General features: G+C 38.2%; 8 protein-coding genes. 4 read left to right on the forward strand and 4 right to left on the reverse strand.

Annotated elements, in window-relative coordinates:
- Positions 1–221: 221 nt before the first annotated feature.
- Positions 222–5654, forward strand: a complete 5433-nt coding sequence (locus tag SFA27_RS02605; protein WP_407296115.1) for a GEVED domain-containing protein — start codon at positions 222–224, stop codon at positions 5652–5654.
- 88 nt (positions 5655–5742) lie between these two features.
- Here the strand turns inward: SFA27_RS02605 and coaE are convergent, their stop codons facing one another.
- Genes coaE through ruvB form a run of 4 tightly spaced genes read right to left on the reverse strand, consistent with a single transcriptional unit; the run spans position 5743 to position 8939 of the window.
- On the reverse strand, positions 5743–6372 hold the full coding sequence (gene coaE, locus SFA27_RS02610; RefSeq protein WP_407296118.1) for a dephospho-CoA kinase: 630 nt from the start codon (positions 6370–6372) through the stop codon (positions 5743–5745).
- Between the two features lie 9 nt (positions 6373–6381).
- On the reverse strand, positions 6382–7248 hold the full coding sequence (locus SFA27_RS02615) for an MBL fold metallo-hydrolase (protein WP_264516874.1): 867 nt from the start codon (positions 7246–7248) through the stop codon (positions 6382–6384).
- 13 nt (positions 7249–7261) lie between these two features.
- The gene (locus SFA27_RS02620) at positions 7262–7873 is read right to left on the reverse strand and encodes an FMN-binding negative transcriptional regulator (protein ID WP_264516875.1); all 612 of its coding nucleotides are present in this window, start codon (positions 7871–7873) and stop codon (positions 7262–7264) included.
- 43 nt (positions 7874–7916) lie between these two features.
- The gene (ruvB, locus tag SFA27_RS02625) at positions 7917–8939 is read right to left on the reverse strand and encodes a Holliday junction branch migration DNA helicase RuvB (protein ID WP_047379298.1); all 1023 of its coding nucleotides are present in this window, start codon (positions 8937–8939) and stop codon (positions 7917–7919) included.
- 259 nt (positions 8940–9198) lie between these two features.
- Here ruvB and hutI point away from each other — a divergent pair, with 259 nt between their 5' ends.
- The 3 genes from hutI to SFA27_RS02640 all read left to right on the forward strand — a co-directional run bounded on the left by hutI (position 9199) and on the right by SFA27_RS02640 (position 12860).
- Positions 9199–10422, forward strand: a complete 1224-nt coding sequence (hutI, locus tag SFA27_RS02630) for an imidazolonepropionase (RefSeq protein WP_407296122.1) — start codon at positions 9199–9201, stop codon at positions 10420–10422.
- Positions 10423–10509: 87 nt separating this feature from the next.
- Positions 10510–11430 carry a formimidoylglutamase gene (hutG, locus tag SFA27_RS02635; protein ID WP_407296125.1) on the forward strand — a complete coding sequence of 307 codons (921 nt, stop codon included), beginning with the start codon at positions 10510–10512 and terminating at the stop codon, positions 11428–11430.
- A 137-nt stretch (positions 11431–11567) separates the two neighbouring features.
- On the forward strand, positions 11568–12860 hold the full coding sequence (locus SFA27_RS02640) for an aldehyde dehydrogenase family protein (RefSeq protein WP_264516878.1): 1293 nt from the start codon (positions 11568–11570) through the stop codon (positions 12858–12860).
- Positions 12861–12919: the final 59 nt, after the last annotated feature.

Below are 12919 nucleotides of genomic sequence, written 5' to 3' on the forward strand. Positions count from 1 at the left end.
ATAAGCCCCCAGAAATGGGGGCTTATTTTTTTATTACCCTTTATTATATATTGATTAATTACAATATTTTGATTTTTTTTTATTTAATTATTCTTTAATTGTTTATATTTTTAATTATTTCTGTATTTTATTGCGATATTTTTATTGAAATGGTTATTTTGTGTTTTTATTGATAATAAATTTATTAAATTTGTGGCATTAATATAAAAAACAAAAAAACGATGAAGAAACTCTTTACCTCTTTAATTCTGTTTCTCGGTTTGATCTTTGGACTATCATTACATGGCCAAGTCGTAACCATTGGAACGGGGACCAGTACGCAGCGATATCCTTTGACACCCTACTATGGCTATCAAAGATCCGCATCACTATATACGGCTGCAGAAATAAACACTCCGGGTGGAGGAAATATCTTGTCCGTAGGATGGGAGGCTACCGCAACCATGAATATTGCTTTTCCGGTTAAGGTTTATTTGAAATCCATACCAACTACTACAACAGCTATCACAGCTCAAAACTGGAATACGCTAACTACTGGAGCTACTTTAGTGTATAGTGCAAACGTAACCAGCCTCGCAGTTGGTTGGAATACACTTCAATTACAGCTTCCTTATAATTATAATGGAACGGATAATCTTATGGTTTTAGTTGAAACGAATTACGGAGGATTTGGAGTAGGTTCTTCTGGAAATTCCGGAGCAGGCTTTAAATATAGTACTGCGACAGCAGGGCATATGTATTTCGAAATTAATACTACAGCACCTACAGGCAATGGTACATTAAGTGCAAAAAGGCCAAATGTTCGATTCACTTTTGGTACGCCGCCTACATGTTTACCTATGCCTCCGGGTGGAACATTATCTACAGGAACAATAACAGCTACGAGTGCAGTATTGAACTGGACTGCTTATTCATCTGTGCCTGCAGGAGGATATGATATTTATTATAGTACTATGAACACTGCTCCAACAGCAGCGACACCTCCATCACAAAACGTTCCTTCAGGAACTACTGCAACCCTTTCTCCACTTACTCCTAACACAATGTATTATGCATGGGTAAGAGCAAAATGTAGTGCTACAGATCAAAGTGCATGGTCAGGCCCCATAACGATCACTATACCTCCTACATGCCCACCTATGCCTGCAACTGGATCATTATCTACAGGAACAATAACAGCTACGAGTGCAGTACTAAACTGGACTGCTTTTGGATATGTCCCAGCTGGCGGGTATGATATTTATTACGGTACGGGTAACACAGCTCCAACAGCAGCGACACCTCCATCACAAAACGTTCCTTCAGGAACTACTGCAACCCTTTCTCCACTTACTCCTAACACAGCGTATTATGCATGGGTAAGAGCAAGATGTAGTACAACAGACCAAAGTGCATGGAAAGGACCTATTTCTTTCTATACAGGATATTGTGTACCTACAGGAGGTACTTCAAGTACGTCATATTATCTAAATAATATTACAACAACAGGAGGTGTTGCAAACTTGAATTATACCGCAAACAACTATACGGCATATGTAAATAATTCTGCGACCGTAGTTTCTGCAATTGCTAGTACATCTGTAAATGTGAATCTTGCAGCTGCAGGAAATAACACATATCACTATTATATCTGGGTTGACTGGAATAATGACATGAATTTTAACGGTGCTGGAGAAACTATTCTAGCTACTACCAACTATTCTACAACTGCAACTGGTACTATTCCAATTGCAGCGGGACAAGTCCCTGGAAATTATAGAGTCAGAATGGCAACATCAGAATCAGAGACTATTACTGCTTGCGGAACTGTGTCTGCCGGTAACTATGTGGACTTTACATTAAGTGTTATTGCTTTACAACCATGTTCAGCGGCTCCGCCTACCAATATTACCGTTTCAAACCTTATTGCAAATTCAGCTGTTGTAAGTTGGATTCCTACAACAGGAACAACTTATACATTGAGATACAAAAAGGTTACAGATGTAACTTGGACAACAATCAACATTACAACTCCACTTACAAGCAGCCAGTTATTAAGTAACTTAGTAGATCAGACTCAATACGAAGTTCAGGTAGCTACGGTCTGTGGAGGCACTCAGGGGGCATTTTCTTCCAGTGTAAACTTTACAACTCCGGCGCTCAGCTATTGTAATTCAGCGGCTACAAGTACTTTTTTTAATGGGTACATAAGCCAGGTTGCAGTCAATGCGCAAGGAGCTCCTTCAATGAACAGTAACTCTAATCAAAGTGGTTATACAGATTATAGTACAGATCCTACAAGATTAGTTACTTTGGTAAGAGGTGGTACTGCTTCTGTTTCTGTAGTAAAAACATGGCCAGGTTCTCAGTATAGCTTCTTAACAGGAGTTTGGATTGACTTTAACCGTAATGGTATTTTTGAAGCTACTGAAAGAGTATTGACTTCACCAAGTAATACAACAACGCCGGTTACTGCCACATTCAATATACCAACTGCCGCAGGTGGTGCGTATACTGGGAACTTAACAACCAGAATGCGTGTTGTAATGAATGAATACAGTCCTATTAATGCTTGTGGAACGTATTCTTATGGTGAAACTGAGGATTATGCTGTTAAACTAATAGATTTATCAGCGTGTACTACAGCTCCACCTTCTGACATTCAGGTAAACAATGTAACTCCTTCTTCAGCTAACGTTACTTGGACATCAACTACAGGAGCTACTTATATTGTAAGATATAGAGTTTCTCCTTCTGGTGCATGGCAGCAGATTGCTGTAAATACACCTTTGGTAAGTAACCAAATACTTACAGGATTATTAGAGCAGACAGCATATGAAGTTCAGGTAGCTACTATTTGTGGAGGAACTACAGGAGCATTCTCTCCGAGTGTAAACTTTACAACTCCTGCTCTTACTTATTGTACGGCAGGTCCTACAGGTAATAGTGCTACTAGTGGATATATTAATAATGTAACCGTTACTCCTACGAATACTCCTATCATGTTGAGTAATTCAGGATCGGATAACTATAAAGATTACACTCCAGACCCTACAAGAGTAGTTATATTCGAAAGAGGTTCTGCAAATAATAAAATTTCTGTAAACAAATACTGGCCAGGTTCTCCTACATCTTATGGAGTTTCAGCTTGGGTAGACTTTAACAGAAACGGAACATTTGAAACGAGTGAGAGAATTCTGAATACTACTTATAATACAACTACTCCGGTAACGGCAACTTTCGCTGTCCCTACAGTAGCGAGTGGAAATGTATATACAGGAAACCTTCCTACCCGTATGCGTGTCGTAATGAGATATTTTGATAACGCTACCCCTTGCGGAACATTTAGTCAGGGAGAAGTAGAGGATTATGCAGTGAAATTTGTAGATTCTCAACCATGTTCAACAGCTCCTCCAACGAATATTACAGTAAATAATATTGGTGCAACGACTGCAACAGTATCATGGGTTGCCACTGTAGGAGCTACTTATAACATCAGATGGAGAACTACTCCCGGAGGTGTTTGGCAGACGGCTACTGTGCCGGCAGGTCAAAACTTCTATGGAATCACTGGTCTTACTGAGCAGACGAATTATGAAGTTCAGGTTTCTACCACATGTGGAGGTTCTACAGGATCTTACTCATCATCAGTAACGTTTACAACACCACCGTTGTCTTACTGCCCGATGACAGGTACCGGAACGAATGATCATATTTCGAATGTAACAGTTACCTCTTCGAACCTAGGAGTTCCTCCAATGAACAATACTTCAGTACAGACTAATTATACCAGCTATACAACACCTGAGACTCTTATTACTTTAGATGTTGATTCTCAAAATAATAAAATCTCTGTAGCTAAAGGTTGGACTGGTGCTACTGGAAATGATGCTGTAACAGCATGGATCGACTTTGACAGAAACGGACAGTTTACAGACGCTGAGAGAATTTTAATTTCTCCGGCTAACACCACAACTCCTGTTACTGCTACATTTGCAGTTCCTTCTACATCTTATACTGGTCCATTGACAACTACCATGAGAGTTGTGCTAAAACGTACAAGTGCTCCTGTAATGTGTCAGAATGCCGTAGATGGAGAAGTGGAAGACTACAGAGTAAGAATCAGACCTTGTAGTAATGCAACTCCTAATGCACCTACATTTACTACTACTCATACAACAGCTACCGTTACCATTACAGGAGCAGGAGTAAGCTATGTAGTAAGATACAGAGTTCAGGGAACAACAGCATGGACACAGGTATATGCTTCAACACAATTGGGTAACCTTCCATTAGTAATCACCGGATTGACACCAGCTACCACTTATGAAGTAGAAGTAGCCGCAATTTGTGGAGATGTTATAGGAACAGCAACACCAATTAAGACATTTACTACAAGATGTGATCCTACTCCTCCGAATGTGACCGTAGGTAACATTACTCCAACAACAGCATTGATTACATGGGCTCCGCTTGCAGCAAGCTCTACCTATACAATGAGATGGAGAAAAGTAGGTACTGGTCCATGGAATACTATTAGCTTACCGGCAGCTCCTGCCAATACATATGTATTAGGAAGTGTAACTCCATTAGAGCCTTTCACTACTTATGAAGTTCAGATTGCTAATATGTGTAACGGAGAAACAACTCTGAATCCATATTCAAACCCTAAAGTATTTACAACAGAAAGAATCTGTGAAATTCCTCCTCCGGGATTGACCATTACTCAATTGCTTCCTACCTCTGCATCGATCCAATGGGATCCTTTCCCGGGAGCAACGTATGTTCTTAGATACAGAAAAGTGGGTATTCCAAGCTGGACAGAAGTACCATCATTAGTTAACAACCTTGTATTAACAGGTCTTACAGAATTAACGAAATATGAAATGCAGGTAGTCAATATCTGTAATGGTACCCCAGGAAATTATACTCCTCCGTATTACTTCACCACTCCAACAGTAATTTACTGCCAGATGCATTCAGGAAGTTCTACAGGTGAGCATATTTCTAAAGTTACCGTGAAGCCTACTGGTAAGAAAACAATGGAGAATGAATCAGGAGCATCTACATATACAGATTATACAGGAGTTCCTAAAACCTTCATCGAAATGATTCAGGGATCAACAGACAACGAGATCATTATTGAGAAGAAATGGACAGGAAATACTTATAACGAAGGAATCGCAGTATGGATCGACTTCAACAGAAATGGTGAATTTGATATCAACGAAAGAGTATTAAGCTCTCCACCGAATACAGACAGTCCTATCTCAGGTAAATTCAATGTACCGGCAGATGCGTTTGTAAGCATGACGGATTACAAATATGTAGTGATGAGAGTAGCCATGGAAAGAGACGGTATCCCTGTCAACTGTACAAGCTTCAAAAACGGAGAAGTAGAGGATTACACCGTGAGAATCTCTAAACCGATAGTTGCTAATCCAATTGATCAGACGGGTATTATGATTTATCCTAACCCGGTAAGCTCAATATTGTTTGTGAAAAATATTAGCAAGAGAGCTAAATATAAGATCTACAATGCTGCCGGACAGGTAATTGGAGATGGTATCTTACTCAACAACCAAATCAACGTAAGCAGATTGATTAACGGTGTTTATGTAATCGATATCGATGATAACGGTAAAACTGTTCAGAAGAAATTTATTAAAGAATAGATTAACTAAATTTCAAATACAAAAAGCCCTCAGAAAAAATGAGGGCTTTTTTATTTTTTAATCGAGAAAATAATCTTTAAGAATATTTCTACTCAATAGCAAAGATCACTTTTTCGGTCTGTTCTTTTAATTCTTCCAGATTGGTATTGTTGTAGATGATACAATCTGCCATTTTAATTTTATCCCTTTCAGGCATCTGCTTTTCCATGACAGCCTCTACCTCACGGTAGGTTTTGTTATCTCTATCCATTACTCTTTTAGCCCTGATATTATCCTCAGCCGTTACCAAAAGAGATTTATAACATTGTCTGTTAAGTTTGAGTTCAAACAATAATGCGGTTTCTTTGAAAACCAGATATTTGCTTTGTTTCTTAACCCAATCCTCAAAATCAATTCGTACAGCCGGGTGTATGATTTCATTTAATTGCTGGAGCAGATCACTATTGTTGAAAACTTTACTGGCAACAAATTTTCTGTCATACAATCCATTTTCATCATAAGATTCTTCACCAAGAAGCTCCTTGATCTTTATTTTCAGATCTTCGCTCTCATTGACGATTGCCTTGGCTCTGTCATCGGAATAATAAACCGGAAAGCCGAGTTCTTCTATAAAGCGAGCTACTGTAGTTTTTCCAGAGCCGATTCCGCCTGTTAAACCTATGATTTTGGGTGCTGGTTCCGGTTCAGCCTGCTGTGTTTCTGAATGTAATTCTTCCATGATTTAAAATTAATATCCAAAAACATCATTAAAGCTAAACGTTTCATCAAGTCTTACCCCTTTGTCGGTCATTTTAAGACTTGCAAGCTCGTTATGGGCATCATGTTCAAAGAACAATAAATATTCGTTATCTACACACTGCTTAAGGAATTTTCCTTTTTCTTCCATTGTTAAAAGAGGTCTGGTATCATATCCCATCACATACACAGGGTTGATATGTCCTGCTGTAGGAATAAGATCTGCAGCAAAAACAACTGTTTTTTCCTGATATTGGATCACCGGAAGCATCTGTTTTTCTGTATGACCGTCTACAAAGATGACATCCATCTTCAGATCCGGAGCAAAACCATAGTTGCCGGTAGTAGGGAGCGGTAAAAAATTAAGCTGACCACTTTCCTGCATCGGCATAATGTTTTCTTTCAGGAAACTTGCTTTTTCTCTTGCATTTGGTTCTGTTGCCCATTGCCAGTGATTTTCATTAGTCCAGAAGTTGGCATTTTTGAAAGCAGGTCTGTATCCGGTTTTGTCATCATTCCATTCAATAGCACCACCACAGTGGTCGAAGTGAAGGTGGGTAAGGAATACATCCGTAATATCTTCCTTTATAAAACCGTATTTCTTTAGATTTTTATCAAGAGTATCATCTCCCCAAAGAGAATAGTGTCCGAAAAATTTATCATCCTGTTTGTTACCAAGACCGCAGTCTACCAGAATTAGTTTTTTTCCGTCTTCAATAAGCAGGGAACGTGTTCCCAGTTCGATTAGGTTTTTTTCGTCTGCCGGGTTTGTTTTTTCCCACAGACTCTTCGGGACGACTCCGAACATAGCACCGCCGTCCAGTTTAAATTTTCCACATTGTATTGGATATAACTTCATATGTATATTTTGATTATTTTTTTATTGTATTCATTTTTTTCGCAATCTTTCTTGCGTTATCATCAGAACGCTCAAGATGGTTGATAATGCTATCATAATCAGCCTCTTTTCTGTTCTGAGAAAGTTTTTGCTTGATAAATATTTCGTTAGGAATTATTTTAATGCCAAAAGCCCCCTTCATTTCCTTTTCCACAAATTCTTTTCCCATGTCCTTCACCATCATCGGACATTGCTGAAATTTTTCATATTTGGATGTCAATTTGTCCAGATGAGCATAAAGCTCGTCATGATTCATCAATTCAATCTTTCCGTAGATCTGCACTGCTTCATAATTCCAGGTGGAGACATTGATATGATCGTACCAGCTGCTGGATATATAAGTGTGGGCCCCTAAAAAATCACAAAGAACTTCATCTCCGTTTTTTAAGGTTTTCGCCTGTGGATTAGCTCTCGAAATATGAGTTTCAATATAAGCATTTTCCGGATCATCTTCATTCAACATCATCATGGCATGAGTCGCCCGGATTTTGTCAACGGAAGAAATCAGTAAAGCAAATGAGTTTTCTTTAATGATCTCTCTCATCAAATTGTAATCTTCGCTTCTGTATAATTTTGGTATAAACATAAACTAATAAACTCTCATTAACCTTAAACTCAAAACTTTGAACTTAGAACAGCTCTCCCGGATTTTTAGGTCTTGTAATATTTAAATGTTTGTAAGCTTTGTCAGTAACTTCTCTTCCTCTCGGAGTTCGGATAATAAATCCTTCCTGGATCAAAAATGGCTCATAAACTTCTTCCAGCGTTTCAGGATTTTCAGCAATAGATGTGGCCAAAGCTGAAATACCAACCGGTTTCCCTTTGAAGTTTTCAATCATAACCCGCATGATCTTATTATCCATTTCATCCAATCCAAATTCATCCACATTAAGAGAGTTCAGTGCATATTTTGTAATATTGATTTCAATTTCACCATTTCCTTTGATCTCCGCGAAATCACGCACCCTTCTCAATAATGCATTGGCAATCCTTGGGGTTCCACGGCTTCTTCTTGCAATTTCTATCGCTGCATCTTCGTAAATGATAACTCCCAGAACTCTTGCACTCCGCTGGATAATCATTGACAACAGTTCAATAGAATAATATTCCAGTCTGCTTTGAATCCCGAATCGGGCAAGCATGGGTTTAGTAAGCATTCCGCTTCTGGTAGTTGCTCCTACTAAGGTAAAAGGATTCAGTCCGATCTGTACACTTCTGGCATTAGGACCAGTCTCCAGCATGATGTCAATCTTATAATCTTCCATTGCGGAATACAAATATTCTTCTACAACAGGAGAAAGACGGTGGATTTCATCAATGAAAAGAACATCATTTTCTTCCAGATTGGTCAACAAACCGGCTAAACTTCCGGGTTTGTCCAATACAGGACCGGAAGTAATCTTACAGTTGACACCTAGTTCATTGGCAATAATATTGGCTAAAGTAGTTTTTCCAAGCCCTGGCGGACCATGCAATAAAACATGATCTAATGCTCCGCCACGTCTTTTCGCAGCGGTAACAAAAACTTCAAGGTTCTCCAGCGTTTTTCTCTGCCCCGCAAAATCTTTAAAGCTCTGGGGACGGATCTGTTCTTCCTGCATCAGCTCCTCGCGTGAGTAGTTTTCCTTATCTGGATGTAAAAAATCTGGCATTAATTCATTTCATTTACCTCAAAGATAGCAAATTTAGACTAAGGTTGAAGGGCAGATTGAGAAAAGGTTAAGATTGACGCAGAGTTTATGCTAAGGTTAAAAATGAGAACAGCTAAGATTTAAATAATTGGGATATTTTAAGTATTTTTGAGAGGAGAAATTATTGATAAAAATTATTAAAATTTTGATTGTTTAGAAGGTAGGTGTTGATGATAAATAAATCAGCCTCAATCTGAACATTAGCATTAACTTTAAACTAATGAAATTAATAGGACCATTTAAGCAGGTGGTAACGCTTGCTAACCTACCATTAAGAGGAAAACTTTCCGATGAACAGCTGGAAATTATTGTGGACGGAGGAATTGTAGTAGATCAGAATACCATTCAGAAAGTTGGAAATTTTGAAACATTAAAAGCAGAAAATCCTACTATAGAAATTGAATCTATCGAAGGAGAGCAGATTGTTCTTCCTGCCTTTGTAGATTCACATACCCATATTTGTTTCGGAGGAAACCGCGCCAATGATTTTGCCATGCGTAATGCAGGGAAAACTTATCTGGAAATCGCTGAAAGTGGTGGGGGTATCTGGAGCTCAGTACAACATACACGAAATGCTTCTGAAGAAGAATTATTGAAAACTTTAGAAGAAAGAATCAATTTTTTGATTGATTTAGGAATTACAACCATTGAAGTGAAGAGTGGCTACGGTCTGGATGTGGAAAATGAGCTGAAAATGCTTAGAATTATTAAAAAAGCACAAGACTTAACTAAGGCTGCTTTGGTTCCTACCTGTTTGTCGGCACATTTAAAACCCAGAGACTTTGAAGGAAGCAATCCTGAATATCTTAATTATATCATTACTGAAATTTTACCCAAAGTAAAAGAGGAAGGACTGGCAAATAGAGTAGATATTTTTATTGAAAAGTCTGCCTTCCAACCTGAAGAGAGTAAAGAATTCTTACTTAAAGCAAAAGCATTAGGTTTTGAAATTACGGTTCATGCAGATCAATTTACGCCAGGAAGCTCAAGAATTGCGGTAGAGGTGGGTGCTAAATCTGCAGACCACTTAGAAGCAACAATTGATGAGGATATCGAGTTTTTGGCTAAATCAGATACTGTAGCAACAGCTCTTCCTGGAGCAAGTTTAGGGCTGGGTGAGACATTTACTCCGGCAAGAAAATTATTAGATGCAGGAGCTATTGTAGCCATTGCAAGTGATTGGAATCCGGGATCAGCCCCAATGGGAAATTTAATCACCCAGGCTTCTATCTTAGCTGCTTTCCAGAAATTAACCACTGCTGAAGTGTTGGCTGGAATGACTTTCCGTGCAGCTTATGCTCTTAATCTAGAGGATAGAGGGCAATTGGAAGCAGGGAAAAAAGCAGATTTTGTGACCTTCAAAACCAATAATTTCCAGAATGTACTTTATAATCAGGGAAGTTTAAAAGCTGAACTTGTTTATATTGATGGGAATAAAAAATAAAATTATAAATTAACCATACTTTGTTATTCAATGAGTGGTCTTCTATGTCAGCTCATTGAATACATGCAATAGGCAAATGACTGAATAATGAGTAATATTTGGCAAGGCAGATTGGACGGAGAAGAACTTCTCCATCACAGAATATTTCAAAGGATAAGAGAAGAGCGCAATTATGATAATATCGCAACAGATGACTTTGTACTGCATGGTTTTGCTGTAGATGAAGGAGTAAGGCGAAACAAAGGCCGCCAGGGAGCTAAGGATGCTCCTGACGTGATCAGAAAAAATATGTCTAATTTCCCGGTGATTCTTCCTGATTTTTCAATGCTTGACTTTGGGAATATTACCTGTGACGATGGTAATCTGGAAAATACCCAGAACAATCTTGCCAAAAATGTTTCAAAAGTACTTCTAAAAGGCGGGAAATCCCTTGTCTTAGGCGGTGGCCATGAAGTTACTTATGCCCATTATTTAGGAGTTAAAACAGCTTTTCCGGAGCAAAAAATAGGAATTATTAATCTTGATGCCCATTTTGATAACAGACAGCCTGAAAAAGGAGTAGGAGCGAGTTCAGGTACCGGGTTCTGGCAGATTGCCCAGGAAGGACCTATCAATTCTCTGCATATCGGAATTCAGAGAAACTCCAATACACTGAAGCTTTTTGATACTGCTCATCATTACGGAATGAAATATATTCTGGCAGATGAATTATTTTTTGAAAATCTTCCATCCATTTATCAGCGCATTGATGAACTCTTGGATACTGTAGATTATGCCTATCTTACGATTTGTATGGACGTCTTTAATGCATCAGTTGCTCCCGGAGTTTCCGCTGCAGCGTACAACGGAATCTTCGCAGATCCTGCCTTTATGCATTTTTACAGACATATCTTAAAAAATAAAAAACTGGTTGCAATGGATGTGGCGGAAGTTAATCCTTCTTTTGATATCCAGGACCGAACAGCAAGACTGGCAGCATGTCTTGTGAATGAATGGCTAATGATTTAAGATAAAGTTATATTCTTCCGATAGAGAAAATCATTATTTTATTAACCTTTAAGGAATGGAATTTGCTAATTTCACCGTGCTTTTAAAATAAGAGCGCTCATAAATTCATTAGCTGAATTTAAAACAGAATTTATATTATGGAACAATTAATTGAAAGCAAGCTTATTAAAGCAGATAAAGCGTTTTCAGTGTGGAGAAAAGTGCCGTTTGAGGAAAGGCAGAAGTTAATTGCAAAAGCAGCAGAAATTTTAAAGAATAATTCGGAGAAATTTGGTAGAATAATTACAACAGAAATGAATAAACCCATTTCAGAATCAATAGCTGAAGTGGAAAAGTGTGCTTTAATGATGAATTATTATGCCGCTGCAGATAATATTTTAAAACCTGAAAAAGTAGAATCTGAATTTGCTTATTCCGAAGTTCATTATGCTCCAAAAGGAGTGATTTTAGGAGTAATGCCATGGAATTTTCCTTTTTGGCAGGTATTGCGATTTGCTACTCCTGCAATTTTAGCTGGAAATACAGTTGTTTTGAAGCATGCTTCAATTTGTTTCGGAAGTGGAAATGCTATCGTAGATGTTCTTCTTGAAGCAGGTTTCCCTGAAGGTGTTTTCCAGAATCTTGAAGTAGGGCATAAAGCGGTAAAGGAAATTCTTGAACATGACGCTGTAAAAGGAGTAAGCCTTACAGGCAGTGGAAAAGCCGGAGGTGAAGTAGCTTCAATTGCAGGTTTAAATATCAAAAAATCTTTGCTTGAATTAGGCGGAAGTGATGCATTTATCATTTTTGATGATGCCAATCTGGAGGAAGCTGCAAAAGCTGGAGTAAAATCCAGACTTCAAAACTGTGGGCAAACTTGTACAGCCGCAAAAAGATTTATTATTGACGAGAAGATCGAAAATGAATTTCTTCCTATATTCATTGAAGAATATAAAAAATATGAAATTGGAGATCCCTTAGATAAAGAAACCAAATTAGCGGGAATGGCAAGACCTGACCTGGCTGATGAGCTGGAAGCCCAATTCAACAGAGCATTGGAAAACGGAGCAGAAATCATTATTCCTCTGGAAAGAGTTTCGGATAATGAATTTAAGCCAGGCTTAATCAGAGTTCAGGAAGGAAACCCAATTTTAAAAGAAGAACTTTTCGGTCCTCTTGGTATGATTATGATTGCAAAAAATGATGAAGAAGCCCTGCAAATGGCTAATGATATACCTTTTGGACTTTCCAATTCTGTATGGACTAAAAATAAAGACCGTCAGTTATTCTTCATTGAGAACCTTGAATCCGGAACCGTTAATATCAACAGAATGACAAGTTCTGATCCACGTTTTCCATTTGGAGGATCAAAGGCTTCAGGTTACGGAACAGAACTATCTCTATTAGCTTTAAAAGAATTTGTTACAGCTAAGACTGTTGTAGGTAATTAAGATTTGTATAATGTACAATGTAAAAAGTACAATGTATTGATGTCATTCCAAAGAATCGA

It is taken from the genome of Chryseobacterium sp. HR92, from assembly GCF_045689405.1.
In the GTDB taxonomy this organism is placed as follows: Bacteria; Bacteroidota; Bacteroidia; order Flavobacteriales; family Weeksellaceae; genus Chryseobacterium; species Chryseobacterium viscerum_A.

Excerpts from the sequence above, each read along its gene's own strand:
- ruvB (WP_047379298.1), bottom strand. The coding sequence starts at position 8,939 with ATGCCAGATTTTTTACATCCAGATAAGGAAAACTACTCACGCGAGGAG.
- hutI (WP_407296122.1), top strand. The coding sequence starts at position 9,199 with ATGAAATTAATAGGACCATTTAAGCAGGTGGTAACGCTTGCTAACCTA.
- SFA27_RS02605 (WP_407296115.1), top strand. The coding sequence starts at position 222 with ATGAAGAAACTCTTTACCTCTTTAATTCTGTTTCTCGGTTTGATCTTT.
- SFA27_RS02615 (WP_264516874.1), bottom strand. The coding sequence starts at position 7,248 with ATGAAGTTATATCCAATACAATGTGGAAAATTTAAACTGGACGGCGGT.
- hutG (WP_407296125.1), top strand. The coding sequence starts at position 10,510 with ATGAGTAATATTTGGCAAGGCAGATTGGACGGAGAAGAACTTCTCCAT.
- SFA27_RS02640 (WP_264516878.1), top strand. The coding sequence starts at position 11,568 with ATGGAACAATTAATTGAAAGCAAGCTTATTAAAGCAGATAAAGCGTTT.
- SFA27_RS02620 (WP_264516875.1), bottom strand. The coding sequence starts at position 7,873 with ATGTTTATACCAAAATTATACAGAAGCGAAGATTACAATTTGATGAGA.
- coaE (WP_407296118.1), bottom strand. The coding sequence starts at position 6,372 with ATGGAAGAATTACATTCAGAAACACAGCAGGCTGAACCGGAACCAGCA.